The sequence below is a fragment of the Streptomyces sp. Ru71 genome (assembly GCF_002920535.1).
Classification (GTDB): Bacteria; Actinomycetota; Actinomycetes; order Streptomycetales; family Streptomycetaceae; genus Streptomyces.
The window spans coordinates 1-25346 of sequence record NZ_PQSS01000050.1; the positions used below are offsets into that span (position 1 = coordinate 1).

The following is a 25346-nucleotide window of genomic DNA, read 5'->3' on the forward strand; positions in this document are numbered from 1 at the left end:
GCCGTTGGTGGAGCCGGGCCGTCCGGAGCCGTTCACGCCGGGGCCCGTCTGAGGGCGGCCGGCGGGGCCGGGCCGGGAGCCGCCCGGCGCGCTCATCGAGCCGACGACACCACCGGCCCGGCCCCCGCCCTGGCCCGCTCCACCGGAACCGCCGGACGCGGCCGGGGCGTTGCCGGCGGAGGCGGGCGCTCCGCCCTTGGCCGGCGCGGACTTGCGGGGCGCGAACCAGTCGCTGGTCGCTTTCTCCTCCGGCTGCGGCGCGGGCTCGGCGGGCGACTCGGCGGTGCCGGCGGACGTCGCGGCGCCGGCCGGACGGGGCTCGGCGCTCTCGCTCTCGGCGGCTTCGCCGTCCCCGACGGGCTTGCGCACGACGACGGGCGGAATCGGCCTGGACCCGGGGATGTTGATCCGGATCCGGGTCGTCAGCGTCGTCTCGGTCTTCTTCTCCTCCGGCTGCGAGGCCGCGCGGCCCGCGTCCGTGGTGTCGCCGGAAGCCGTCGGGGTGCCGTACGGCGGAGTCCCCGAGGGGTAGGCGGCTCCGCCGCGCCCCTTGGGCCCGGAGGACGGAGTGTCAGTTTCACGACTCAAGGCAGGTTCTCCCGGTTGGCTCCGCCGCCCGCGTCATCGACCTTCGCTGGGGGTCCCCCCTGCTCGTGGAGCCTGGGGGAAGCTCGGCGGCGCGCACCACCATACTGGCCACCTCTGACCCGTATCCCACGACCGCTGGGGAAACCCACACGGGACTCGCACGTGCACGCGGTGGCGAAGTGGTACGTCACTTGCCAAGTCGGGCGGTGTCCGCGCCGGGTCGCCGACCGCCGCCGAGGGTGGCACAGATCACAGCCACGGCCATGCCGCCGAGCAGGAAGAGGTACGAGCCGCCTCCGGCGCCGAACAGGAAGTCCCCTTCCGGGCGAGTGGCGGTGAGGAAGACGACGGTGATCATCCAGCCGGCGACGGGCGCGACGGCCCCGGCCCGGCTGCCGGCGGCGCGCGCCCCGCCGAGGAAGAGCCCGGCGGCGCCGGCCAGCGCCAGCAGCAGACCGCCCGGGAACCAGCCGGCCTGCACCAGCGCCCCGGCCACGGCGACGACGGCGCCGAGCACGAACAGGCCGAGGTAGGCGGCGGCCCGCGCGGGCGACGGCGGCCGCAGCGGCTGGGCGAGCAGGGAACCGGAGCCGCGCTGCTCCATCACGCCTCCTTGGAGCCGAGGCCCGCGAACAGGTCGCTCTCGCACCCGTCCGCGCGCTCCCCGCGCACCAACTCGTAGTACTCGGTGGTGAACAGCGGCTGCGCCAGCTCGTTGGAGAGCGCGAAGTACGCGCCGCCGGGAGCGACCTCGATCTGGGTGGCGTGCGCGGCCATCGCGGCGGCCTTCGCGGCGGAGTACGGGGTGCCGTCGACGGCGGTGGTGACGCACGCGTCGGCGACGACACCGGGTACGTCGTCGACCGTGGCCGTCTTGGTGAAGGGCAGGCCCGGCAGCTCCCGCTGGAGGCGGGCGAAGGAGTCGTCGGCGACCGTGCGCGGCACCCGGTTCCAGTAGATCCTGGCCACGGGCCGGCCGGCCTCGGCGGCGAGTTCGGCGGCGCGCATGGCGACGCGGTGGGCCTGGATGTGGTCGGGGTGGCCGTAGCCGCCGTTGTCGTCGTAGGTGACGAGGACCTGGGGCCGCACCTCCTGGATCACCTGAAGGAGATGTCCGGCGGCCTCGTCGACGTCGGCCTGCCAGAAGCAGGCGGGGTCGTCGTTGTCGGGCAGGCCCATCATCCCGGAGTCGGTGTAGCGGCCGGTGCCGCCGAGCATCCGGTGGTCGGTGACGCCGAGTTCGCGCATCGCGGCGGCCAGCTCGCCCAGCCGGTGCCGGCCCAGCTCGGCGCCGGTCAGATGGCGCAGGGCGGGCGGGATGACCTCGCCGCGCTCCCCGAGGGTGCAGGTCACCAGGGTGACCTGGGCGCCCTCGGCGGCGTACTTGGCCATGGTGGCGCCGTTGTTGATCGACTCGTCGTCCGGGTGCGCGTGCACCAGCAGCAGACGTCGGGAGGGCAGTGCGGTCATGAGCCCACCCTACGGTGAAGCCGGGCGCCGCCCGGGGAGGGGCTGAAGCGGCTCAGAACTTGATGCTTCCGATCATGCCCGCGATGTTCGTGGTCAGCTCGTTGATGGTGGGGGCGACCGTGGAGGATGCGAGATAGAAGCCGAGCAGCATGCAGACGATCGCGTGCCCCGCCTTCAGCCCGGACTTCTTGATCAGAAGAAAGACGATGATCGCCAGCAGCACCACCGCCGAAATCGAGAGTGCCACGGCGGTTCACCTCCAAACAGAGCAGGGCACCTTGTAAATCCATGCGCTTGCCGACAGGTTCATACCCACGCAGCGTTAGTGATCATAGCTGTCAGTACGCGCGCATCGCTCGGCGCACGGGCGCACAAGGGGGCTCATGGCCAATATGGTCAGGGCATGACGAGCGAGCCTGATTCCTTCCCGCGGCGGCATGCCCGCACCCAGCGATTCACCCTCGGCGTGCCGCGTTCGTTCACGGTCGCGCCGGACGGCTCCCGTGTCGTGTTCCTGCGGTCGTCCTCCGGGACCGACCGGGCGGGCGCGCTGTGGGTGCTCGACGTGAACGACGGCTCCGAGCGACTGGCGGCCGACCCGTACGCCCTGCTCGGCGGGGCCTTCGAGGATCTTTCGCCCGAGGAGCGGGCACGCCGCGAGCGCAGCCGGGAGGGTGGCGCCGGCATCGTCGGCTACGCCACCGACGCGGCCGTGGAACTGGCCTCTTTCGCCTTGTCAGGGCGGCTTTTCACGGCCGAGCTGCGGGTTGGCACGGCACGTGAACTGCGGGTTCCGGGGCCGGTGATCGATCCGCGGCCCGCCCCCGACGGGCGGCATGTCGCCTACGTCGCCGAGGGCGCCCTGCGGGTGGTCGGCGCCGAGGGCGAGGGCGACCGGGCGCTGGTGGAGGCCGAGACCGAGGGGGTGACCTGGGGGCTGGCCGAGTTCGTCGCGGCCGAGGAGATGTCGCGTTCGCGGGGTTTCTGGTGGTCTCCGCAGTCGGACCGGCTGCTGGTGGCGCGGGTGGACGACACGCCGGTCAGGCGCTGGTGGATCGCCGATCCCGCACATCCGGAACGTGAGCCACATCATGTCGGGTATCCGGCGGCCGGGACGGCGAACGCGGAGGTGCGGCTGTTCGTCGTCGGGCTGGACGGGGTGCGCACGGAGGTGGTCTGGGACCGTGCGCGCTACCCGTATCTGGCGCGAGTGCACTGGTCAGCGGCGGGTGCGCCGCTGCTCCTCGTGCAGGCGCGGGACCAGCGCAGCCAGCTGTACCTGGCGGTGGACGCGGACACCGGGGCGACCCGGATGGTGCACGCGGACGATGATCCGATTTGGCTGGAACTTTTCGCCGGGGTGCCGAGCTGGTCGCCCTCCGGACAGCTCGTCCGCATCGCGGACGAGGGCGGCGCGCGGGTCCTTGCGGTGGGCGAACGCCCGCTGACCGGGCCGCAGTTGCACATCCGCGCGGTGCTGGACGTCGCCGACGAGGACGTGCTGGTCTCGGCGTCGGCGGGCGCGGAGGCCGAGGCGCCGGAGACCGGTGAGGTGCACGTCTACCGGGTGAACGAGCTCGGCGTGGAGCGCGTGTCGCAGGAGCCCGGCGTGCACTCGGCGGTGCGCGCCGGGGGCGTCACGGTGCTGGTGTCGGCGGCGCCGGACCGGCCGGGTACCCGGGTCCAGGTGCTGCGGGACGGCAAGCCGGTGGCGACTGTCCCGTCATATGCCGAAGATCCCGGTCTGTCCCCGCGCGTGACGTTCACCGAAGGGGGCGCACGGCGTATCCCGTGCGCCGTGCTTATGCCAACGGACTACCCCGGTGACACCCCCCTGCCGGTGCTCCTCGACCCCTATGGTGGCCCGCACGGCCAGCGGGTGGCCGCCGCGCACAACGCGCATCTGACCTCGCAGTGGTTCGCCGACCAGGGCTTCGCGGTCGTGGTCGCGGACGGCCGGGGCACCCCGGGCCGCTCGCCGGCCTGGGAGAAGGCGATCCACCACGACTTCACCCTCACCCTGGACGACCAGATCGAGGCGCTGCACGACCTCGCGCGCCGCTACCCGCTGGACCTGTCCCGGGTGGCCATCCGCGGCTGGTCCTACGGCGGTTACCTGGCCGCCCTCGCCGTACTGCGCCGCCCGGACGTCTTCCACGCGGGCATCGCGGGCGCCCCGGTCACCGACTGGCGCCTGTACGACACCCACTACACCGAGCGCTACCTCGGCGACCCCACCGCGGACCCGGCGCCGTACTCGCACAACTCCCTGGTGGACGACGGCGGCCTGGTCTCCCCCGCCGAACCGCACCGCCCGCTGATGGTGATCCACGGCCTCGCCGACGACAACGTGGTGGTCGCCCACACGCTGCGCCTGTCCTCGGCACTGCTGGCGGCGGGCCGCCCGCACGAGGTCCTCCCCCTGTCCGGGGTGACCCATATGACCCCCCAGGAACAGGTCGCGGAGAACCTGCTCCTGCTCCAGGTGGACTTCCTGCGGCGAGCGCTCGGACAGCCCTGAAAACCTCCGCGAACTGCGTTAACACACCGGCAACTTCACGGAAGCGGTACCGATATACGGACGCGGGAGGCTGATCAGCGTACGGCCGTGCGGGTGCCGTGAGCGGGCCGGGGTGCAGCGATGTCACCCCGGCCCGCTGCCGTGCTGCGGCGGGCGCTGCTCGGGGGGCGCCTCGGGCGGGCGGCCGGGACGGTCCTCCGCCGGGACGACGTGCTTCTCCTCCGCGAAGTGGCAGGCCGACGGGTGGGCGGGTGGGCCCACGGGCAGCTGGGGCGGGATCACCAGCAGGGGGACCTCCTGGGCGCACTTGTCGCGGGCCTTGAAGCAGCGGGTGCGGAAGCGGCAGCCGGAGGGGATGTTGGTGGGGGACGGCACGTCACCGCTCAGGATGATGCGCTCGCGGTGTTCGCGGGCCTCCGGGTCGGGGACCGGGACCGCGGAGAGCAGGGCCTGGGTGTAGGGGTGCGTGGGGTGGTCGTAGATCTCGGTGTCGGTGCCGATCTCCACGATCCGGCCCAGGTACATCACCCCGACCCGGTCCGAGATGTGCCGGACGATCGACAGGTCGTGCGCGATGAAGACGTAGGACAGGTCGAACTCGCTCTGCAGGCGGTCCATCAGGTTGATGACCTGCGCCTGGACGGAGACGTCCAGCGCCGAGACCGGTTCGTCGGCGACGATCACCTCGGGGCGCAGCGCGAGGCCACGGGCGATGCCGATGCGCTGGCGCTGGCCGCCGGAGAACTGGTGCGGGTAGCGGTTGATGTACTCCGGGTTCAGACCGACGACGTCCAGCAGCTCCTGCACCTTGCGGCGCCGGTCGCCCTTCGGGGCCACCTCGGGGTGGATCTCGTACGGCTCGCCGATGATGTCACCGACCGTCATACGGGGGTTGAGCGAGGTGTACGGGTCCTGGAACACCATCTGGATGTTGCGGCGGACCGCCTTCAGGGCACGGCCCGACAGCTTGGTGACGTCCTCGCCCTTGTACTTGATGGAACCCGCCGTCGGCCGTTCCAGGTTGACCAGCATCTTGGCGACCGTCGACTTGCCGCAGCCGGACTCGCCGACGATGCCGAGGGTCTCGCCCCGGGCCAGGGTGAAGTCGACGCCGTCGACGGCCTTCACCGCACCGACCTGCTTCTTGAACAGGATGCCCTGGGTGAGCGGATAGTGCTTGACCAGCCCGCTCACTTCGAGGATCGGCTCAGCCATGCAGGCACTCCCTCCAGAAGTGGCAGGCGCTGCCCCGCTCCTCGTCGACCTCGTACAGCGGGGGCACGTCCGTACGGCACACGTCCTGGGCCATGGGGCAGCGGGGGTGGAAGGCGCAGCCGGGCGGGATGCTCATGAGGTTGGGCGGCAGGCCCTTGATGGCGTACAGCTCCTGGCCCTTCTGGTCCAGCCGGGGAATGGAGTCCAGCAGGCCGCGGGTGTACGGGTGGGCCGGCGCCTTGTAGATGTCGTGCACCGGCGCCGACTCCACGATCCGCCCCGCGTACATCACGGCGATGCGGTCGGCGACGTCGGCGACCACGCCGAGGTCGTGGGTGATGAGGATCAGGCCCATGTTGTACTCGCGCTGCAGGTCGGCGAGCAGCTCCATGACCTGGGCCTGGACGGTGACGTCGAGGGCGGTGGTGGGCTCGTCGGCGATGATGAGCGCGGGCTCCAGGGCCAGCGCCATGGCGATCATGATGCGCTGGCGCATACCGCCGGAGAACTGGTGCGGGTACTGCCGCACCCGCTCCTTCGCGGCCGGGATGCGCACCCGCTCCATCAGCTCGACGGCCTGGGCGCGGGCGTCCTTGCGGGACATGCCGCGGTGCACGACGAACATCTCGCCGAGCTGGTCGCCGACGGTCATCACCGGGTTGAGGGAGCTGAGGGCGTCCTGGAAGATCATCGCCATCCCGGCGCCGCGGATCTTGCGCCGCTCGTCCTCCTTCAGCTTCAGCAGGTCCTGGCCCTGGAAGAGGATCTCGCCGCCGGTGACCCGGCCCGGCGGCATGTCGAGGATGCCCATGACGGTCTGCGCGGTGACCGACTTGCCGGACCCGGACTCGCCGAGCACGGCGAGGGTCTCCCCCGCGTCCACGCCGTAGGTGACGCCGTTGACGGCCTTGGCGACCCCGTCCCGCGTCCTGAACTCCACGTGCAGATCACGCACTTCGAGCAGCACGGCGGCTCACCTCAGCTTCGGGTCGAGGGCGTCGCGGACCGCGTCGCCGAGCGGGATGGGCACGGAGCCGGCCACCGCCGGACCGCCCGACGGGCACGGCGAGGCGTGCGGGCACGGCACCCCCTCCGGCACACCGCCCGCATCCGCGTCCCCCCGCCGGGACCACGCGCAGCGCAGCACGATCGCTCACCTCAGCTTCGGGTCGAGGGCGTCGCGGACGGCGTCGCCGAGCATGATGAAGGCCAGGACCGTGATCGCCAGGGCGCCCGAGGGCCACAGCAGGGCGTGTGGGGCGTTGCGGATGTAGGGGGCGGCGGCGGAGATGTCGATGCCCCAGGACACGCTGGGCGGTTTCAGGCCGACGCCGAGGAAGGACAGCGTGGCCTCCAGGGCGATGTACGTGCCGAGCGCGATGGTCGCCACGACGATCACCGGGGCGACGGCGTTGGGCGCGATGTGCCGCAGCAGGATGCGGGAGTTGGAGGCGCCGAGGGCGCGGGCGGCCTGCACGTAGTCGTTCTGTTTGGCGGTGATGACCGAGCCGCGGGCGATGCGGGAGATCTGCGGCCAGCCCAGCAGCACGATGAAGCCGATGACCGGCCAGACCGTGTTGCTGGTGACCACGGACAGCAGCACCAGGCCGCCGAGGACGACCGGGATCGCGAAGAAGATGTCGGTCGTCCTCGACAGGAACGAGTCCGCCGCGCCGCCGAAGAACCCGGCGAGCCCGCCCAGCACGCTGCCCAGCAGGGCCACGCCCAGCGTGGCGCACACGCCGACCGTGACGGACGTACGGGCGCCGTAGACCGTCCGGGTGTAGACGTCGCAGCCCTGGCCGTCGTAGCCGAAGGGGTGGCCCGGGGAGGAGCCCTCCTGGGCCTTGGCGAGGTCGCACTTGAGGGGGGAGCCGGAGGCGATGGCCGACGGCCACAGGGAGATGAAGATCAGGAAGAGGATCACGACGGCGGAGATGATGAACACCGGGTTGCGGCGCAGGTCGCGCCAGGCGTCGGACCACAGGCTGCGGGGCTTGGCCTGCGGGCCGGTGCCCTCGGGGCCGCCCGGGGCCCGTCCGCCGGAGGCGGCTGATGGATTCTTCTCCAGCGTGGTGGCCTCACTCGCGGCGAGGTCCATCGCCCCTCCCATGCCGGTGCCGGCGACGGCGCCCTCCTGCTCGTACGGCGGCTCAGGCATAGCGGATCCTCGGGTCGAGTACGGCGTAGAGCAGGTCGACGAGCAGGTTGGCGATCAGGAAGACCAGCACGAGGACGGTCACGAACCCGACCACGGTCTGGGTGTTCTGCCGCAGGATGCCCTGGTAGAGCTGGTAGCCGACGCCGTGGATGTTGAAGATGCGCTCGGTGACGATCGCGCCGCCCATCATCGCGCCGATGTCCGCGCCGATGAACGTGACGACGGGGATGAGGGAGTTGCGCAGCAGGTGCCGCACGACGACCCGGCGCCGGGGCAGTCCCTTGGCCACCGCGGTGCGCACATAGTCGGAGCGCCGGTTCTCCGCGATGGACGTGCGGGTGAGCCGGGTGACATAGGCGAGGGAGACGGAGGCCAGTACCAGGCCGGGCAGGATCAGTTCGTCGAAGGGCGCCTCGGAGGACACCGACGGGCTGACCCAGCCCCACTGCACGCCGAGCAGCAGCTGGAGCAGCAGGCCGGTGACGAAGGTGGGCACGGAGATCACCACGAGGGTGGCCAGCAGCACCCCGGTGTCGACGGGCCGGCCGCGGCGCAGGCCGGTGACGACGCCGAGGGTGATGCCGATGACGATCTCGAAGACGATCGCGACGAGGGTGAGCCGGATGGTGACGGGGAACGCCGTGCCCATCAGCTCGGTGACCTCCTGGCCGTTGAACGCCGTACCGAAGTCGCCGGTGAAGACGTTCCCCATGTAGGTCAGGTACTGCTGCCACACCGGCTTGTCGAGGCCGAACTCCTTCTTCAGCTGGGCGGCGGTGGCCGGGTCGCACTGCCGCTCGCCGCACAGCCCCGCGATGGGGTCGCCCATCACGTTCACCATCAGGAAGATCAGCAGCGTGGCCCCGATGAACACCGGGATCATCTGGAGCAGCCGCCGGACGACGTAGCGTCCCATGACCGGTCAGCTCACCTTGATCTCGTTGTACACCGGCACGCTGAACGGGTTCAGCTTCACGTCGGACAGGCGCTCGGACCAGCCGGCGCTGCCGTTCTGGTACCACAGCGGGATCGCGGCCATGTTGTCCCGGACGACCCCCTCGGCCTGCTGGAACAGGCCGACGGCCTTGGTGGTGTCGGTCTCCTGGTTGGCCTGGTCGACCAGGCTGTCGAACTGCTTGTCGGACCAGTGGCCGTCGTTGGAGGAGGCGTTGGTGTAGTACAGCGGCTGGAGGAAGTTCTGGATGAGCGGGTAGTCCATCTGCCAGCCGGCCCGGAAGGGGCCGCTCATCTTCTTCTGGGTGATCTGGTTGCGGAAGTCGGCGAAGGTGCCGACGGGGTTGCCGACGCAGGCCTTGGTGTTGTCGAGCGCGTTGTTGATGGAGTTGCATACGGCGTCGACCCACTGCTTGTGGGAGCCGGTGTCGGCGTTGTAGGTGATCTTCACCTGGCCGCCGGGGATGCCGCCGCCCTCCTGGATGAGCTTCTTGGCCTGGTCCGGGTCGTAGTCGCAGTACTGCCCGCACAGCCCCGCCTTGTAGCCGCCGGCCGCCCCGAGGACCGGGGAGGTCCAGTCGGTGGCGGGGGTGCGGGTGTCGACGAAGATCGTGTCGGTGATCTGCTTGCGGTTGATGGCCATGGACAGGCCCTGGCGGACCTTGTCGGAGTTCGGCTTGTTCCAGTCCGGGTCGTAGAAGGGGAAGGCGAGGGTCTGGATGATGCCGGCCGGGGTGTTGAGGTAGCGGTCGCCCAGGTCGCTCTTGACGTTCTTGAGCTGGGCGGCGGGGACGTCGTCGACCAGGTCGAGGTTGCCGGCCATCAGGTCGGTGTAGGCGGTGTTGTTGTCCGTGTAGACCTTCAGGTCCACGCCGCCGTTCTGCGCCTTGTCCGGGCCCGGGTAGCCGTCCCACTTGCGCAGGGACATCTGGGAGCCCTTGGCGTACGACTCGATGGTGTACGGGCCGTTGCCGATCGGCTTCTTGAGCCAGCCGGCGTGGTCGGTGAAGAAGGCCTGCGGCAGCGGCGCGAACGCCGGGTAGCCGAGGGTGTCGGGGAACGTGGAGAACTTCTGGGTGAGCGCGACGGTGAAGGTCTGGTCGTTGACGACCTTCAGTCCGGACAGGGTGGACGCGGTCTGGGTCCCGCTGTCGGGGTGGACCTTGTCGTAGCCCTGGATGTAGCCGAAGAAGTAGGCGTTGCGCTGGTTGTTCTTCAGGCTCGCCCCGTAGTTCCAGGCGTCCACGAAGGACTTGGCGGTGACCTTCTCTCCGTTGGAGAAGGTCCAGCCGGGCTTGATGGTGATGGTGAAGTTCTGGGAGTCGGTGGTCTGGATCGACTGGGCGAGCATGTCCTCGGCCTTGCCGCTGACCGGGTTGTACCGCTTCAGACCGCGGACGATCATGTCGAGGACCTTGCCGCCCTGCACCTCGTTGGTGTTGGCCGGCTCCAGCGGGTTCTGCGGGTCGCCCCAGGACGCGCTGAGGACACCGCCGCCGTTGCCGCCACCGCCGCTGCCTCCCCCGCCCCCGCAGGCCGTCGCCGCGAGGACTACCGCCGCGGCGCAGGCGGCCCAGGTGGCGTGCGTGGCTCCGCGCATGGAGTCCCTCCTCGTCCCTGCGCCCGCACCGGGCGACGGGATGCCGCCGGTGCCGGGCACTGATCGTTATCGCCACTATCCGCTTGAATGCCACATACCTCACATTCACGCCATCCGTCCGGGGCACGGGTCGCCCGTCCGGCGGCACGGCGTACCACCGGGCGGGTCCGCCGCGTTCCCCGGGAGTTCTCCCGAATGACCGTCAGGGCTTCACCTGGGGCGCTTCAGTGGACTGGACCAATGGGGTGGAGCAGAGGGTGTCGAAGCCCTGTTTTCGCAGGCAGCAAGGGGTTTGACGGACCGTTGACGTGCGCAGACAGCCACTGATAGACACAGCCGTCCCCGAGCGAGCGGCCACTTCCGGACACTGCCGTCTCCCCTGCGAGCGACGACGCGAGGTCACGTTCCATGAAGCGAAACGATCAGCACGGACCCGTAAGAGCGCGCCCCACCACCCGGCTCGGCGCCGCGGCCGGCACCGCCGCGCTGGCCCTGACCGCCGCCCTCGCCACCCCGCTCGCCCCCGCGCCCGCGCAGGCAGCGGCGGCGGACGGCGGCCCGAAGGTGCTCACCGTCGCGGTCGCGCAGAGCGTCGACTCGCTCAGCCCGTTCCTCGCGACCCGTCTGCTGTCCACGAGCATCAACCGGCTGATGTACGAGTACCTCACGGACTACGACCCCGGCGACGCGCACGCGATCCCGGGCCTGGCCACCCGGTGGCAGCCGTCGGCCGACAAGCTCACCTGGACCTACACCATCCGCTCCGACGCCACCTGGTCCGACGGGCAGAAGGTCACCGCCGAGGACGCGGCCTGGACGTTCACCAAGATGATGACCGACGAGGCCGCCGCCACCGCCAACGGCAGCTTCGTCACCAACTTCCGCAAGGTGACCGCGCCGAGCCCCACCCGGCTGGTCATCGAGCTGAAGAAGCCGCAGGCCACGATGACCGCGCTCGACGTGCCGATCGTGCCCAAGCACATCTGGGAGAAGGTCGGCGACTTCTCCAAGTTCAACAACGACAAGACCTTCCCCGTCGTCGGCGACGGCCCGTACGTGCTCGCCGGCTACAAGGCCGACAGCTACGTCCGGCTCAAGGCCAACAAGAAGTTCTGGCGCGGCGCCCCCAAGTTCGACGAGCTGGTCTTCAAGTACTACAAGGACGGCGACGCCGCCGTCGCGGCCCTGCAGAAGGGCGAGGTGTCCTTCGTCGGCAACCTCACCCCCGCCCAGGCCGCCGCTCTGAAGACCCAGCAGAACATCAAGGTCAACGACGCGCCCGGCCGCCGCTTCTACGCCCTCGCCGTCAACCCCGGCGCCCGCGCCAAGGACGGCACCCGCTTCGGCGACGGCCACCCCTCGCTGCTGGACCAGCGGGTGCGCCAGGCACTGTTCCTCGCCGTCGACCGCAAGACCCTCGTCGACAGGGTCTTCCAGGGCCACGCCGTCGAGGGCGCCGGCTACATCCCGCCGCGCTTCACGTCGTACTTCTGGAAGCCGTCCGGCGAGCAGGAACTGGCCTACGACCCGGCGAAGGCCGAGCAGCTCCTCGACCAGGCCGGCTACAAGAAGAACGGCTCCGGGCAGCGCGTCGGCAAGGACGGCAAGCCGCTCACCTACCGCCTGCTGTGCCACGCCACCGACCCCAACGACAAGGCCGTCGGCCAGTATCTGAAGGAGTGGTGGGGCAAGCTCGGCATCGGCGTCCGGCTCGACTGCCTGGACAACGTCAGCGACCCGTGGCTGGCCGGCACCTACGACCTCGCCTTCGACGGCTGGTCGGTCAACCCGGACCCGGACTTCGTGCTGTCCATCCACACCTGCGCGGCCCTGCCGTCCGACCCGAAGAAGACGGGTGCCACGGACAACTTCATCTGCGACAAGCAGTTCGACGACCTGTACGCCCGTCAGCTCGCCGAGTACGACCCCGCCAAGCGGGCGGACCTGGTCAAGCAGATGGAGTCGCGGCTGTACGACACCGGGTACATGAACGTCATGGCGTACCCCAACGCGATGGAGGCCTACCGCACCGACCAGATCGCCTCGATCGAGACGATGCCGAAGGCGGCGGGCAACATCTACGGCCAGGACGGCTACTGGAGCTGGTGGTCGGCGACCCCGGCCGCCTCCGACGGCTCCGACGACTCCGGCAGCTCCACCGGCGTGGTCATCGGGATCGTCGCGGGTGCCGTCGTCCTCGCGGGCGCCGCCGGCTTCCTCGCGCTGCGCCGCCGCTCCACCGCCGAGGACCGCGAGTAGCCCATGACCGCCACCACCCTCGCCACGGCGGGCGCGCGCGACCGGCGCCGCCCGTCACCGGTGCCGTACCTGCGCTACGGCGCCGGCAAGCTGGCCGGCGCCGCCGTCTCACTGCTGGCCGTGCTCGTCACCGGCTTCTTCCTGTTCCGGCTCATCCCCGGCGACCCGGTCCGCACGATGACCGGCGGCCGCCCCATCTCGGCGGAGCAACTGGCCGCCTACCGCCGCGAGTTCGGGCTCGACCTGCCCCTGTGGCAGCAGTTCACGGATTACTGCGGCAAGGCCCTCACCGGCGACCTCGGCACCTCCTACCAGTTCCGCGCCCCGGTCCTCGACAAGATCACCGAGGCGCTGCCGAACACGCTGCTGCTCACCGGCACCGGCTTCGTGCTCTACACCCTGCTCGGCGTCTTCCTCGGCACCCGCGCGGCCTGGCGGCGCGGCAGCCTGTCCGACCGCGTCCACACCGGGCTGGCGCTCACCCTGTACTCCGTGCCGTCGTTCTGGCTGGGCCTGCTGCTCATCATCGTGCTGGCGGTCGGCGTCGGCCCGCTCCCCGGGCTCTTCCCCACCGGCGGCATGGAGTCCGGCGGCAAGGAGGGGTTCGCCTACGTCCTCGACGTCGCCCACCACCTGATCCTGCCGGTGGTCACGCTGGTCGCCGTCGAGTACGGCCAGACCCTGCTCGTCACCCGCTCGGCGCTGCTGGACGAGATGGGCAGCGACTATCTGACGACCGCGCGGGCCAAGGGGCTGCGCGACGACCTGGTGCGGCGCCGCCACGCGGTGCCCAACGCGCTGCTGCCGACCGTCACGCTCGTCTTCGTCAACCTGGGCCGGACCGTCGCCGGGGTGATCCTGGTCGAGACCGTCTTCTCCTGGCCCGGCCTGGGCGGCCTGTTCTACCAGGCGCTCAGCGTGCCCGACCTGCCGCTGGTGCAGGGCCTGTTCCTCTTCTTCGCCGCGGCGGTGATCGTCATGAACACGCTGGCCGACCTGGTCTATCCGCTGCTCGACCCGAGGGTGGGGCGGACATGAGCACCACCGCGACACCCAGCGTGGCGGGGCTGGCCTGGCAGCGCCGCCGCCGGGCCGCCGCCCGCTTCTGGCGGCAGTACCGCACCCACCGCGCGGGCCTGGTGGGCCTCGCGGCCCTCGCCCTCCTCGCCCTGCTCGCGCTGACCGCGCCGCTGACCGTCGGCTCGGACGTGGCGAGCGTGACCGGTGCGCCCGGGCGGCCGCTGGAGAGCCCCAGCGGGGAGTTCTGGCTGGGCACGGACCGCTTCGGCCGCGACCTGCTGGGCCTGCTGGTGTGGGGCTCGCGGGTGTCGCTGCTGGTGGGCCTGCTGGCGGCGGTGCTGTCGGTGGCGATCGGCGCGGTCGTCGGCATCACCGCCGGGCACTTCCGGGGCGCGTACGCGACCGTGCTGATGCGGGTCACGGACTGGTTCCTGGTGATGCCGACGCTGGTGCTGGCCATCGCGCTGGCCACCGTGATGTCCCGCTCGCTCGGCACGGTCGTGCTGGCGATCGGCGTGACCACCTGGCCGACGACCGCCCGGCTGGTGCGGGCGCAGACGCTGGCGGTGGAGTCACGGCCGTACATCGAACGCGCGAAGGCGCTCGGCGGCGGCCACTGGCACATCATGACCCGCCATGTGCTGCCCAACGTCATGCCGCTGGTGCTGGCGCAGACGACGCTGATGATCTCCTCCTCCATCCTCGCCGAGGCCACGCTGGCCTTCCTCGGGCTCGGCGATCCCACGGTGGTGTCCTGGGGCGGCATGCTGCAGGAGGCGCGGGAGGCGGGCGCGGTCAGCTCCGGCGACTGGTGGTACCTGGTGCCGCCCGGCATCGCGATCGCGGGGGTGGCGCTGGCGTTCACGCTGTGCGGGCGGGCCGTGGAGGCCGTCCTCAATCCCAGGCTGGGGGTGGCGCGATGACGCTGCTGGAGGTGCGGGACCTGTCGGTGACCTACCAGGGCGGGGCGGCCGCCGTACGGGGCGTCGACCTGACCCTGGAGGCCGGGCAGAAGCTGGGCATCGCGGGCGAGTCGGGCTGCGGCAAGTCCACGCTGGCGCTGGCACTGCTGCGGCTGCTGCCCGCGGGCACCAGGGTCACCGGGCGGATCCTGCTGGACGGCGAGGACGTGCTCGGCATGCGCTGGGGACGTCTGCGCGCGGTGCGCTGGGCGGGGGCGTCGATCGTGTTCCAGGGCGCGATGCACTCCCTGAACCCCGTGCACCGGGTCGGCGACCAGATCGCCGAACCGGTCCTGCTGCACGGCCGGGCGACACCGGCCGCCGCCCGCAAGCGGGCCGGGGAACTGCTGGAACAGGTGGGTCTGCCGGCGGCCCGCGCCTCCGCCTTCCCGCACGAGCTGTCCGGCGGCCAGCGCCAGCGCGTGATGATCGCCATGGCACTGGCCTGCGAACCCGGCCTGGTCGTCGCGGACGAGCCGACGACCGCGCTGGACGTGATGATCCAGGCGCAGATCCTCCGCCTGATCGAACAGCTGGTCACCGACCAGCATCTGGGCCTGATCATGATCAGCCACGACCTGGCGGTCCTGGCCGACACCTGCGACCGGCTGGCGGTGATGTACGCCGGGCGGGTGGTCGAGCAGGGCCCGGCGCGGGCCGTCCACGAGGACGCCCGGCACCCGTACGCGAAGGCCCTGTCGGCGGCGTTCCCGCGCATCGGCGACCCGGCGTCCCGGTTCGCACCGGCGGGCCTGCCCGGCGACCCGCCCGACCCCTCCGCCCTCCCCACCGGCTGCGCCTTCCACGCCCGCTGCCCGGTGGCCCTGCCGGTGTGCGCCGCCGACGACCAGCCCCTGCGGCAGGCCGGCCCGGACCGCTCGGCGGCGTGCGTGCATGTGGAGGGCGTACCGGATGCGGATGCCGGCGGCCTGCCGTCCGAGAGCGCGAGGAGCACCCCATGACAACACCGCCGCTGCTCAGCGCCCGGGGGCTGCACGTCACCTTCCCCGGCCGGCAGGGAGCCGGCCCCGCCCGCGCGGTCGACGGGGTGGAACTCGACATCCGCCCCGGTGAGATCGTCGCCCTCGTCGGCGAGTCCGGCTGCGGCAAGTCGACGCTGGCCCGCGCCCTGCTGGGCCTGGTGAAGCCGACGGCGGGACAGGTGACGTACGACGGAGGGGAACTGTCCTACTCGGGCCGCGCCCTGCGCGCCTACCGCCGCCAGGTCCAACTGGTCCTCCAGGACCCCAGCGGCTCCCTCAACCCACGGCACACGGTGTACGACGCGGTGGCCGAGGGCCTGCGCATCCACGGCCACGCCGGGGACGAGCGCGCGGCGGTCGCCGACGCCCTGTCCCGCGCGGGCCTGCGCCCACCGGAGCGCTTCTTCCTGCGCTATCCGCACGAACTCTCCGGCGGCCAGCGGCAGCGGGTCGTCATCGCGGGCGCGCTGGTGCTGGAGCCGAAGCTGCTGGTGGCCGACGAACCGGTGGCGTCCCTCGACGCCTCGGTCCGCGGCGAGATCCTGGCCCTGCTGCTGCGCCTGCGCACGGAACTGGGCCTGGCGGCCCTGGTGGTGACCCACGACCTGGGCCTGGCGTGGAACATCGCGGACCGGGTGGCGGTGATGTACCTGGGCCGGATCGTGGAGACGGGAACGGTGGAAGAGGTACTGACGGCTCCCCGCCACCCGTACACCCGGTCCCTCCTGTCTGTCCTCCCCGAGGCCCCCGGCACCCCGGTCATCCTGACCGGCGAACCCCCGGACCCGTCCCGCATCCCGCCCGGCTGCCGCTTCCACGCCAGATGCCCGATGTTGGCAAGCGGTGAGGCGGCACGGGCAGGGGTGGCAGAGGCCTGCCGCACAAAGGACCCAGGCATCCTGAACACCGGTACGGCCACGCAGTCGGCCTGCCACTTGTCACCAACGGGGCTGATTCCGACGTAAGGGGCGCGGGGAACTGCGCGACCAGCCACAACGCACCCGCACCCGAAAACGGACCGAAAAACCAAAGTTCCCGGCGCCCCAAAACAAAGGGCACCGGGAACAACGGCTCAGCCGACGGCAGTCACACCGCGTGGACGACGTCCTTCTCCTCGGCGAAGTGACACGCCGACTCGTGCGCCGCAGGCGTGTCCGCGCCCTTGAAGCGCTCGGGGATCGCCAGCAGCGGCACCTCCTCCGCGCACTTGTCCTGCGCCTTCCAGCACCGCGTGCGGAACCGGCAACCCGACGGCGGGTTGGCCGGGGACGGCACGTCACCGGTGAGGATGATGCGCTCGCGGTGGTCGCGGGCGTCCGGGTCCGGCACCGGGACCGCCGACAGCAGCGCCTGGGTGTAGGGGTGCGTCGGGTGGTCGTAGATCTGCTCGTCCGTGCCGATCTCGGCGATCTTGCCGAGGTACATCACGCCCACACGGTCCGAGATGTGCCGGACGATCGACAGGTCGTGCGCGATGAAGATGTAGGACAGGTTGAACTCGTCCTGCAGACGCTCCATCAGGTTGACGACCTGCGCCTGGACGGACACGTCCAGCGCGGACACCGGCTCGTCGCAGATGATGATCTCGGGGTTCAGGGCCAGGCCGCGGGCGATGCCGATGCGCTGACGCTGACCGCCCGAGAACTGGTGCGGGTAGCGGTTGATGTACTCCGGGTTCAGACCGACGACATCGAGCAGCTCCTGCACCTTGCGGCGCCGGTCGCCCTTGGGGGCCACCTCGGGGTGGATGTCGAAGGGCTCGCCGATGATGTCGCCCACGGTCATACGGGGGTTGAGCGAGGTGTACGGGTCCTGGAACACCATCTGGATGTTGCGGCGGACCGCCTTCAGCGCGCGCCCGGACAGCTTGGTGATGTCCTGGCCCTTGTAGAAGATCTCGCCCGCGGTGGCGCGCTCCAGGTTCATCAGGAGCTTGGCGACCGTGGACTTGCCGCAGCCGGACTCGCCCACGATGCCGAGGGTCTCGCCCTGGTACAGGTCGAAGGAGACCCCGTCGACGGCCTTGACCGCGCCGATCTGCTTCTTGAACAGGATGCCCTGGGTCAGCGGAAAGTGCTTCTTCAGGTTGCGCACCTGGAGGATCGGCTCACCGCGCTGCACCGGCGCCTCGATCGCGGCGACCGCCTCCTCCTCGGAGTGGGCGTCGACGACGTCCACCTCGGAGACGTTCGGCGTGGCGTCCCGCTGCTCGTCGTTCTTGCTGAGCTCAGCCATGGAGCGTCTCCTTCCAGAAGTGGCACGCCGAGGCGCGGCCCGGCAGCTCCGTGCCGTCCTGCTCGGTGACCGGCGCCAGCGGCGGGACCTGCTCGCGGCAGATGTCCTGGGCCTTGGGGCAGCGCGGGTTGAACGCGCAACCGCTCGGAATGCGCAGCAGGTTGGGCGGCAGACCCTTGATCGCGAAGAGCTCCTGGCCCTTCTGGTCCAGGCGCGGGATGGAGTCCAGCAGACCCCGCGTGTAGGGGTGCGCCGGCCGCTTGTACAGCTCGTGGACCGGGGCGCGCTCCACGATCCGGCCCGCGTACATCACCGCGATCTTGTCCGCGACGTCGGCGACGACGCCGAGGTCGTGGGTGATGAGGATCAGACCCATGTTGTACTCGCGCTGCAGCTCCGCGAGCAGGTCCATGACCTGGGCCTGAACCGTCACGTCGAGGGCCGTGGTCGGCTCGTCGGCGATGATCAGGTCCGGCTCCAGGGCCAGCGCCATGGCGATCATGATGCGCTGGCGCATACCGCCGGAGAACTGGTGCGGGTAGTCGTTGACCCGGGCGGCCGCGGCCGGGATCTTGACCTTGTCCATCAGCTCGATGGCCTTGGCCTTGGCGTCCTTCTTGGACAGGCCCTGGTGGACGCGGAACATCTCGCCGAGCTGGTAGCCGACGGTCAGCACCGGGTTCAGGGACGACAGCGCGTCCTGGAAGATCATCGCGATGCGCCGGCCACGGATCTGCCGGCGGTCCTCGGCGGACATCTTGAGCATGTCCTGGCCGCGGAAGAGGATCTCGCCCTGCGGGATCTTCGCCGGCGGCATGTCGAGGATGCCCATGATGGCCTGCGCGGTGACCGACTTGCCGGAGCCGGACTCACCCAGCACGGCGAGGGTCTCGCCCGCGGAGACGCTGTAGTTGACGCCGTTGACGGCCTTGACCACGCCCTCGCGGGTGTGGAACTCGACGTGCAGGTCGCGCACTTCGAGCAGCGGACCGCCGTCGCCGCCCTCGCCACGCGGCGAGGGCACGGAAGTGGTGTCTTCGATGATGGTCACGTACGCCTCCCTCAGCGCGACTTCGGGTCGAGGGCGTTGCGGACGGCCTCACCGAGCATGATGAACGCCAGCACCGTGATGCTGAGCATGATCGACGGGTACAGCATGATGTACTGCGCGACGCGGATCGAGTTGCCGCCGTCGGAGATGTCGTTGCCCCACGACACGCCGTTCAGGCCGAGACCGAGGAACGACAGGGTCGCCTCGGCACCGATGTAGACACCGAGCGAGATGGTGGCGACGACGATCACCGGGGCCACCGCGTTGGGCAGCACGTGGCGGAACAGGATCCGGTTGGTGGAGGCTCCGAGCGCCTTGGCCGCCTGCACGTAGTCCGTCGCCTTGACGGTGATGACCGCGCCTCGCATGACGCGGGCCGTCTGGGTCCAGCCGAGGAAGGCCAGGGCGGCGATGACGACCGGGATGGAGCGGTCGGTGAACGAGTTCAGCATCACCATCGCGCCGAGCAGGAACGGGATGCCGAAGAACATGTCCGTCACCCGCGAGAGCACGGCGTCGATCCAGCCGCCGAAGTAGCCGGCGAGCATGCCGATCAGGCCACCGAAGACCGTCACGAGCAAGGTGGTTCCGGCACCGACCAGGAGCGAGGCGCGCGTGCCGTAGATGGCGCGGGCGTACACGCTGCGGCCCTGGGCGTCGTAGCCCAGCCAGTCCTCGGCGAAGACGTTGCCGTAGTGCGGGTGCTGGAGGTAGTGGGCCGCCAGGTCCTTGTTGTCGGGGTCGGCACCGGTGAACAGGCCGGGCCAGGCCGCCATCACGAGCAGCAGCAGGATCAGCACGGCGGAGACGACGAACACCCAGTTGGTGCGCAGGTCCCGCCAGGCGTCGCCCCACAGGCTGCGCGTCTTCTCGGGCTTGGCCTCGGCGACGGCACCGGCGGCGGTGGCGACGACGGGCTCGTCCGCTGTCTTGGTGGTCAGCTCAGGCATAACGGATCCTCGGGTCCAGAACCGCGTACAGCAGGTCGACGATCAGGCTGGTGACGAGGTACACGAGGACGAGGATGGTGACCAGGCCGACCAGCGTGGTGCCCTCACGGCGGGTGATCGACTCGGCGATCGTGCCGCCGACGCCATGGATGTTGAAGATGCTCTCGGTCACGATGGCGCCGCCCATCAGGGCACCGAGGTCGGTGCCGAGGAAGGTGACGACCGGGATGAGCGAGTTGCGCATCAGGTGCACGCCGACGATACGGCGGCGGGGCAGGCCCTTGGCGACGGCCGTGCGCATGTAGTCGGCCCGCAGGTTCTCCGCGATCGAGGTGCGGCTGAGCCGGGCGACGTAGGCCAGCGATGCGCTGGCCAGCACGATGGCCGGCAGCAGCAGCTGGTTGAAGTCGGTCGGGTCGGTCACCGACGGTTCCAGCCAGCCCAGGTTCAGCGCGAACACCGTCTGCAGGATGTAGCCGAGCACGAAGGTCGGCACGGAGATCAGCAGCAGCGTCAGGAAGAGGACGGTGGTGTCGGCCGCCTTGCCGGCGCGCATGCCGGAGACGACGCCGAGCAGGATGCCCAGGACGGCCTCGATGACGAACGCGAGACCGGCCAGACGCAGCGTCACCGGGAAGGCGTCGCCGAGGATCTCGGTGACCTTGCGGCCACTGCCGACCTGGCTGCCGAAGTCGAAGTGCAGAACCATGTTCCGCATGTAGTCCCAGTACTGCACCAGGACCGGCTTGTCGAGGCCGTACTCGTGCCGCAGGGCCCTGAGGACCGCCGGGCTTGTGGCCTTGTCTCCGAAGAGACCCCGCACGGGATCGCCGGGCAGGGCGTAGACCATCAGGAAGATCAGCAGGGTTGTCCCGATGAAGACCGGGATCATCTGGAGCAGTCGTCGTGCGACATAGCGCCCCATGGTGCCTCCATGTCAGTCACAGCGGCAGGCCCTTTCCGCCGCACACGAACGCTCCCCCGAGCTGTTGTCCGTGCGTGTGCGGTGAAAAGGGCCCCCCGGCCTGTTCGGCCGAACCGTGCCGCACCCGGGCGGGGGTGCGGCACGGCAACGCTGTTTCGCCAGCGGTTACTTCTTGACCTGAACGCCGGTCAGGATCGGGTCGCCGTCCTGGGCGTACTTGACGCCGGACACCTTCTCCGAGTAGCCCGCGTTGACCTTGTAGTACCAGAGCGGGATGCTCGGCATGTACTTCGGCAGTTCCTTCTCGATCTGCTGGTAGAGCTTCTGCGACTCCTCCAGCGTCTTCGCGTTGTCCGCCTGGGTGATCAGGGCGTCGATCTCCTTGCTGGAGAAGGCGCCCTGGTTGCCGTCGGACTTGGTGCCGAACAGGTCACGGATGAAGTTGGCGATGAACGGGTAGTCGAGCACCCAGCCGGAGCGGTACAGCGACTTCACCTCGTGCGCGTCGCGCGCCTTGGTGTCGGCCTGGAAGTCGGCCTTGGAGTCGCCGGTGCACGCCACGCCGGTGGCCTTGGTGATGGAGCCGCAGACGGCCTCCACCCACTCCTTGTGACCGCCGTCCGCGTTGAACTGGATGGAGATCTTGTTGCCCGGGACGCCACCGCCGGCCTTGATGAGCTCCTTGGCCTTGGCCGGGTCGTACTTGGTGATGTCACCGGCGGCGTTCGGCTGGTAGCCGAGAACACCCTTGGCGACCCAGCCGGTGGCGGGCTCACGGGTGCCCTGGAGCACCGTCTTGGTGATGGTGTCGCGGTCGATGGCCATCGACAGACCCTGGAGGACGCGGGGGTCGATGTCCTTCCACTGCTTGGTGTAGTACGCCACCGCGATGCTCTGGATCGCGGAGTACGACTGGTCCACGGCACGGTCGCCGAGGTCCGCCTTGTACACCGGCAGGTCGCGCGGGGCGATCTGACGCATCACATCGAGGTTGCCGGACTTCAGGTCCTGGTAGGCGGTCTCCAGCTTGGCGTAGTTCTTGAAGATCACGCCGCCGTTCTTCGCCGCGTTCGGACCCGTGTAGTCGGCGTTCTTGACGACCTCGATCTGCTGCTTGTGCTGCCAGCTGACGAACTTGTAGGGGCCGTTGCCGATCGGGTGCTCGCCGGCCGCCGCCGGGTCCTTGTAGAAGGACTCGGGCAGCGGGTCGAAGACCTCGTAGCCCAGCTTGTAGACGAAGTAGGGCAGAGCCTTCTTCAGCGTGATGGTGAAGGTGTTGTCGTCGACGACCTTCAGACCGGACAGCTCGGTGGCCTTCGGCTTGCCCTCGGCCGGCGCGACGTCGTCGTAGCCCTGGATGTCGGAGAACCAGAAGCTGTTGGTCTGCTTGTTGGCCGGGTTGGCCGCCCAGTTCCACGCCTTGACGTAGGACGTGGCGGTGACCGGGGTGCCGTCGTGGAACTTCCAGCCCGGCTTCAGCTTGACGGTGAACGTCTTGCTGTCCGTGGTGTCCACGGACTGGGCGTTCATCATCACGATCTTGCCGCTGGCGTCGTAGTCGACGAGACCGGTGAACAGGGCCCGGATCACCAGGGACCCGTTGGACTCCATGGTGTTGGCAGGCTGCAGCGGGTTCTGCGGCTCGCCCGTCTCGACCGAGAACTTGCCGTTCGGGTCGATCGCGGCCTTTCTGTCGCCCTTGTCCCCGCTGCCACCACCACAGGCGGTCGCGCCCAGCGCCACAACCGCGGCTATCGCGACCCACTTGGCGCTCTTCGCACCGCGCATGGGTTCCTCCTTATGAGTCCTTTGGTTCACCGCATAGGGGGGCAGCCGTCACTCCACCGTCATGGACGGCGCAGATGGTGAGGTGTCCCCCCGCTCGCTGAGTCGGCGCCGCACAAGGCGTGACCCGAGATCCGAGCTCTACGCGCCTAACTATCTGCCATGGGCCACCAGCCGAACCACACCCCTAAGGTCTCGGTTCGATCACACCTGCTGCCTACTTCTTCCAAAATCCGGACAAACAGTTTGCAGATAGATCGCTGCGAAACGGACTTGTTACACATCTATCGGTGATCACTGTCCGCATTCCGGACGCAAGGGTGGGGAAAAGCAGTTGCGGCTACTGTGACCGCCGTGCGGGGGTGCTCCGCGCTGCCCGAAAGGGATGCGACCGTCCGTGAACGGTGCTGGCCCCGGGGGCATTTGAGCGCACGGCAGATGACGCCCAGCCACCTTGCAGACTAGTGCGAATCGGCCACCCTGTGCGGCTTAGGGCCCAGGATGCAGGGTTTTCCCTACCCTCTCCTGATTTCCCCGCCACGCACGGTATGCGTACGGCGACACAAAAGAGCCGGGCCCCGCCTGAAGGGCGGGGCCCGGCTTCTTCGGTACCGGTGACTCAGCCGTGCTTGGCGCGGCTCGCGGCACGGGCGCGCTCACGGGCGTCCAGGTTCACCTTGCGGATGCGGACGGCCTCCGGGGTCACCTCGACGCACTCGTCGTCGCGGCAGAACTCCAGGGACTGCTCCAGCGACAGCTTGCGCGGCGGGACGATCGACTCCGTCACGTCGGCCGTCGAGGACCGCATGTTGGTGAGCTTCTTCTCCTTGGTGATGTTGACGTCCATGTCGTCGGCGCGGGAGTTCTCGCCGACGATCATGCCCTCGTACACCTCGGTGCCCGGCTCCACGAACAGCACGCCGCGCTCCTGGAGGTTGGTCATCGCGAACGCGGTGACCGAGCCGGCGCGGTCGGCGACCAGCGAGCCGTTGTTGCGGGTCTGCAGCGTGCCGAACCAGGGCTCGAAGCCCTCGTGGATGGAGTGGCCGATGCCCGTGCCGCGGGTCTGGGTCAGGAACTCGGTACGGAAGCCGATGAGACCGCGCGAGGGCACCACGAACTCCATGCGGACCCAGCCGGAGCCGTGGTTGGACATGTTGTCCATGCGGCCCTTGCGGACGCCCATGAGCTGGGTGACCGCGCCCATGTGCTCCTCGGGCACGTCGATCGTCATGCGCTCGACGGGCTCGTAGGTCTTGCCGTCGATCTCCTTGGTGACGACCTGCGGCTTGCCGACGGTCAGCTCGTAGCCTTCCCGGCGCATGGTCTCGACCAGGATGGCGAGCGCCAGCTCACCACGGCCCTGGACCTCCCAGGCGTCGGGGCGCTCGGTGTCCAGCACGCGCAGCGAGACGTTACCGATCAGCTCGCGGTCCAGGCGGTCCTTGACCTGGCGGGCGGTGACCTTGCGGTCCTTGACGGCCGCCTTGGCGTCGGCGCCCTTGCCGGTGCCGCCACGGCCGACCAGCGGGGAGGTGTTGGTGCCGATGACCATGGAGATCGCGGGCTCGTCGACCGTGATCAGCGGGAGGGCGACCGGGTTCTCCGGGTCGGCCAGCGTCTCGCCGATCATGATGTCCGGGATACCGGCGACGGCGCAGATGTCACCCGGGCCGGCCTTCTCGGCGGGCTTGCGGGTGAGCGCCTCGGTCATCATCAGCTCGGAGATGCGGACGTTGCTGATGGTGCCGTCACGCTTGATCCAGGCGACCGTCTGGCCCTTGCGCAGCTCGCCCTGCTCGACGCGGAGCAGCGCGATACGGCCGAGGAAGTTGTCCGCGTCGAGGTTGGTGACGTGGGCCTGGAGCGGGGCCTCCTCGTCGTAGGTCGGGGCCGGGATGTGCTCCAGGATGGTGGAGAAGAACGGCTCCAGGCTGTCGCTGTCGGCCGGGACGGTGCCGTCGGCCGGCTTGGTCAGCGAGGCGACGCCGTCGCGGCCGCAGGCGTAGACGATCGGGAACTCGATCTGCTCCTCGTCGGCGTCCAGGTCGAGGAAGAGGTCGTAGGTCTCGTTGACCACCTCGTCGATCCGGGCGTCGGGGCGGTCCGTCTTGTTGATGCACAGGATGACGGGCAGGCGCTGCTGGAGCGCCTTGCGCAGCACGAAGCGGGTCTGCGGCAGCGGGCCCTCGGAGGCGTCCACGAGCAGCACGACACCGTCCACCATCGACAGGCCGCGCTCGACCTCGCCACCGAAGTCGGCGTGGCCGGGGGTGTCGATGATGTTGATCGTGATCGGGTCCCCGCCGTCCTTCGGGTGGTACTTGACCGCCGTGTTCTTGGCGAGGATCGTGATGCCCTTCTCACGCTCCAGGTCGTTCGAGTCCATGACCCGGTCGTCGACCTGGTCGAGCTGGTGGGCGGCGAAGGCACCGGCCTGCTTCAGCATGCCGTCGACGATGGTGGTCTTGCCGTGGTCGACGTGGGCGACGATGGCGACGTTGCGGATGTCGTGACGCGTTGCAGTCACAGCCATATTGCGGCGATCTCCCGGAGTGTGAGGACGGCCCGTTTGCATACGTCCGTATGAAGGGCCCTGCCGGGCTGAACACGCCACGGCCTCACCCCATGGTACGGGGCAACCTCGGATCCGGCTTGGCCGGTACA

At 69.9% G+C, this 25346-nt stretch carries 21 protein-coding genes and 1 pseudogene; 6 read left to right on the plus strand and 16 right to left on the minus strand.

Annotated features, from left to right (window positions below; all coding sequences use genetic code 11):
* From C3489_RS38805 to C3489_RS25465, 4 genes and pseudogenes are all read right to left on the minus strand, one after another.
* Positions 1-588: pseudogene (locus tag C3489_RS38805) on the minus strand (hypothetical protein); the annotation flags it as partial.
* A 187-nt stretch (positions 589-775) separates the two neighbouring features.
* Positions 776-1192, minus strand: a complete 417-nt coding sequence (locus C3489_RS25455) for a DUF6113 family protein (protein WP_103784394.1) — start codon at positions 1190-1192, stop codon at positions 776-778.
* Positions 1192-2058, minus strand: a complete 867-nt coding sequence (mshB, locus tag C3489_RS25460; RefSeq protein WP_103784395.1) for an N-acetyl-1-D-myo-inositol-2-amino-2-deoxy-alpha-D-glucopyranoside deacetylase — start codon at positions 2056-2058, stop codon at positions 1192-1194. Before mshB ends, C3489_RS25455 begins: the two co-directional genes overlap by 1 nt.
* A 52-nt stretch (positions 2059-2110) precedes the next feature.
* Entirely contained in the window at positions 2111-2305 is a 195-nt protein-coding gene (locus C3489_RS25465; RefSeq protein WP_030842840.1) for a hypothetical protein, read from the minus strand.
* 156 nt (positions 2306-2461) lie between these two features.
* Between C3489_RS25465 and C3489_RS25470 the strand changes: the two genes are divergently transcribed.
* Entirely contained in the window at positions 2462-4579 is a 2118-nt protein-coding gene (locus tag C3489_RS25470; RefSeq protein WP_103784396.1) for a S9 family peptidase, read from the plus strand.
* Between the two features lie 123 nt (positions 4580-4702).
* Here C3489_RS25470 and C3489_RS25475 read toward each other — a convergent pair whose 3' ends face one another.
* Genes C3489_RS25475 through C3489_RS25495 form a run of 6 tightly spaced genes read right to left on the minus strand, consistent with a single transcriptional unit; the run spans position 4703 to position 10509 of the window.
* Positions 4703-5794: an ABC transporter ATP-binding protein gene (locus C3489_RS25475; protein WP_103784397.1), complete on the minus strand. Its 1092-nt coding sequence runs from the start codon at positions 5792-5794 to the stop codon at positions 4703-4705.
* The gene (locus C3489_RS25480) at positions 5787-6761 is read right to left on the minus strand and encodes an ABC transporter ATP-binding protein (RefSeq protein WP_103784398.1); all 975 of its coding nucleotides are present in this window, start codon (positions 6759-6761) and stop codon (positions 5787-5789) included. Before C3489_RS25480 ends, C3489_RS25475 begins: the two co-directional genes overlap by 8 nt.
* Before the next feature lie 6 nt (positions 6762-6767).
* Entirely contained in the window at positions 6768-6941 is a 174-nt protein-coding gene (locus C3489_RS38810) for a hypothetical protein (protein WP_181139836.1), read from the minus strand.
* A 6-nt stretch (positions 6942-6947) separates the two neighbouring features.
* Positions 6948-7955 carry an ABC transporter permease gene (locus C3489_RS25485; protein ID WP_181139837.1) on the minus strand — a complete coding sequence of 336 codons (1008 nt, stop codon included), beginning with the start codon at positions 7953-7955 and terminating at the stop codon, positions 6948-6950.
* Positions 7948-8871, minus strand: a complete 924-nt coding sequence (locus tag C3489_RS25490; protein ID WP_103784399.1) for an ABC transporter permease — start codon at positions 8869-8871, stop codon at positions 7948-7950. The genes C3489_RS25485 and C3489_RS25490 overlap by 8 nt, the downstream gene beginning before the upstream one ends.
* A 6-nt stretch (positions 8872-8877) precedes the next feature.
* The gene (locus tag C3489_RS25495) at positions 8878-10509 is read right to left on the minus strand and encodes an ABC transporter substrate-binding protein (protein WP_103784400.1); all 1632 of its coding nucleotides are present in this window, start codon (positions 10507-10509) and stop codon (positions 8878-8880) included.
* Between the two features lie 408 nt (positions 10510-10917).
* On the opposite strand from C3489_RS25495, the gene C3489_RS25500 reads away from it, so the two are divergent.
* The 5 genes from C3489_RS25500 to C3489_RS25520 are packed head-to-tail and all read left to right on the plus strand — an operon-like array spanning position 10918 to position 16698.
* A complete protein-coding gene (locus tag C3489_RS25500; protein ID WP_103784401.1) occupies positions 10918-12768 on the plus strand; it encodes an ABC transporter substrate-binding protein in 1851 nt (616 codons plus the stop codon).
* 3 nt (positions 12769-12771) lie between these two features.
* Complete coding sequence (locus C3489_RS25505) at positions 12772-13806, plus strand: ABC transporter permease (protein WP_258054940.1); 1035 nt, start codon at positions 12772-12774, stop codon at positions 13804-13806.
* The gene (locus tag C3489_RS25510) at positions 13803-14711 is read left to right on the plus strand and encodes an ABC transporter permease (protein WP_103784402.1); all 909 of its coding nucleotides are present in this window, start codon (positions 13803-13805) and stop codon (positions 14709-14711) included. The genes C3489_RS25505 and C3489_RS25510 overlap by 4 nt, the downstream gene beginning before the upstream one ends.
* Positions 14708-15712 (plus strand): ABC transporter ATP-binding protein, encoded by a 1005-nt coding sequence (locus tag C3489_RS25515; protein WP_103784403.1) that lies wholly within the window; start codon positions 14708-14710, stop codon positions 15710-15712. Before C3489_RS25510 ends, C3489_RS25515 begins: the two co-directional genes overlap by 4 nt.
* A complete protein-coding gene (locus C3489_RS25520; protein WP_103784404.1) occupies positions 15709-16698 on the plus strand; it encodes an ABC transporter ATP-binding protein in 990 nt (329 codons plus the stop codon). Before C3489_RS25515 ends, C3489_RS25520 begins: the two co-directional genes overlap by 4 nt.
* Positions 16699-16819: 121 nt before the next feature.
* Here C3489_RS25520 and C3489_RS25525 read toward each other — a convergent pair whose 3' ends face one another.
* From C3489_RS25525 to typA, 6 genes are all read right to left on the minus strand, one after another.
* On the minus strand, positions 16820-17968 hold the full coding sequence (locus C3489_RS25525) for an ABC transporter ATP-binding protein (protein ID WP_103784405.1): 1149 nt from the start codon (positions 17966-17968) through the stop codon (positions 16820-16822).
* Positions 17961-19019 (minus strand): ABC transporter ATP-binding protein, encoded by a 1059-nt coding sequence (locus C3489_RS25530; RefSeq protein ID WP_103784406.1) that lies wholly within the window; start codon positions 19017-19019, stop codon positions 17961-17963. The genes C3489_RS25525 and C3489_RS25530 overlap by 8 nt, the downstream gene beginning before the upstream one ends.
* Positions 19020-19030: 11 nt before the next feature.
* Positions 19031-19969 carry an ABC transporter permease gene (locus tag C3489_RS25535; protein WP_103784407.1) on the minus strand — a complete coding sequence of 313 codons (939 nt, stop codon included), beginning with the start codon at positions 19967-19969 and terminating at the stop codon, positions 19031-19033.
* Entirely contained in the window at positions 19962-20894 is a 933-nt protein-coding gene (locus tag C3489_RS25540; protein ID WP_181139838.1) for an ABC transporter permease, read from the minus strand. Before C3489_RS25540 ends, C3489_RS25535 begins: the two co-directional genes overlap by 8 nt.
* Before the next feature lie 165 nt (positions 20895-21059).
* Positions 21060-22682 carry an ABC transporter substrate-binding protein gene (locus tag C3489_RS25545; RefSeq protein WP_103784408.1) on the minus strand — a complete coding sequence of 541 codons (1623 nt, stop codon included), beginning with the start codon at positions 22680-22682 and terminating at the stop codon, positions 21060-21062.
* A gap of 616 nt (positions 22683-23298) precedes the next feature.
* Positions 23299-25215, minus strand: a complete 1917-nt coding sequence (gene typA, locus C3489_RS25550; protein ID WP_103784409.1) for a translational GTPase TypA — start codon at positions 25213-25215, stop codon at positions 23299-23301.
* Between the last annotated feature and the right edge of the window lie 131 nt (positions 25216-25346).

Bases quoted from the DNA above. Each gene is read 5' to 3' on its own strand.
- C3489_RS25455 (WP_103784394.1), bottom strand. From the start codon at position 1,192: ATGGAGCAGCGCGGCTCCGGTTCCCTGCTCGCCCAGCCGCTGCGGCCG.
- mshB (WP_103784395.1), bottom strand. From the start codon at position 2,058: ATGACCGCACTGCCCTCCCGACGTCTGCTGCTGGTGCACGCGCACCCG.
- C3489_RS25470 (WP_103784396.1), top strand. From the start codon at position 2,462: ATGACGAGCGAGCCTGATTCCTTCCCGCGGCGGCATGCCCGCACCCAG.
- C3489_RS25475 (WP_103784397.1), bottom strand. From the start codon at position 5,794: ATGGCTGAGCCGATCCTCGAAGTGAGCGGGCTGGTCAAGCACTATCCG.
- C3489_RS25485 (WP_181139837.1), bottom strand. From the start codon at position 7,955: ATGCCTGAGCCGCCGTACGAGCAGGAGGGCGCCGTCGCCGGCACCGGC.
- C3489_RS25490 (WP_103784399.1), bottom strand. From the start codon at position 8,871: ATGGGACGCTACGTCGTCCGGCGGCTGCTCCAGATGATCCCGGTGTTC.
- C3489_RS25495 (WP_103784400.1), bottom strand. From the start codon at position 10,509: ATGCGCGGAGCCACGCACGCCACCTGGGCCGCCTGCGCCGCGGCGGTA.
- C3489_RS25500 (WP_103784401.1), top strand. From the start codon at position 10,918: ATGAAGCGAAACGATCAGCACGGACCCGTAAGAGCGCGCCCCACCACC.
- C3489_RS25505 (WP_258054940.1), top strand. From the start codon at position 12,772: ATGACCGCCACCACCCTCGCCACGGCGGGCGCGCGCGACCGGCGCCGC.
- C3489_RS25510 (WP_103784402.1), top strand. From the start codon at position 13,803: ATGAGCACCACCGCGACACCCAGCGTGGCGGGGCTGGCCTGGCAGCGC.
- C3489_RS25515 (WP_103784403.1), top strand. From the start codon at position 14,708: ATGACGCTGCTGGAGGTGCGGGACCTGTCGGTGACCTACCAGGGCGGG.
- C3489_RS25520 (WP_103784404.1), top strand. From the start codon at position 15,709: ATGACAACACCGCCGCTGCTCAGCGCCCGGGGGCTGCACGTCACCTTC.
- C3489_RS25525 (WP_103784405.1), bottom strand. From the start codon at position 17,968: ATGGCTGAGCTCAGCAAGAACGACGAGCAGCGGGACGCCACGCCGAAC.
- C3489_RS25535 (WP_103784407.1), bottom strand. From the start codon at position 19,969: ATGCCTGAGCTGACCACCAAGACAGCGGACGAGCCCGTCGTCGCCACC.
- C3489_RS25540 (WP_181139838.1), bottom strand. From the start codon at position 20,894: ATGGGGCGCTATGTCGCACGACGACTGCTCCAGATGATCCCGGTCTTC.
- C3489_RS25545 (WP_103784408.1), bottom strand. From the start codon at position 22,682: ATGCGCGGTGCGAAGAGCGCCAAGTGGGTCGCGATAGCCGCGGTTGTG.
- typA (WP_103784409.1), bottom strand. From the start codon at position 25,215: ATGGCTGTGACTGCAACGCGTCACGACATCCGCAACGTCGCCATCGTC.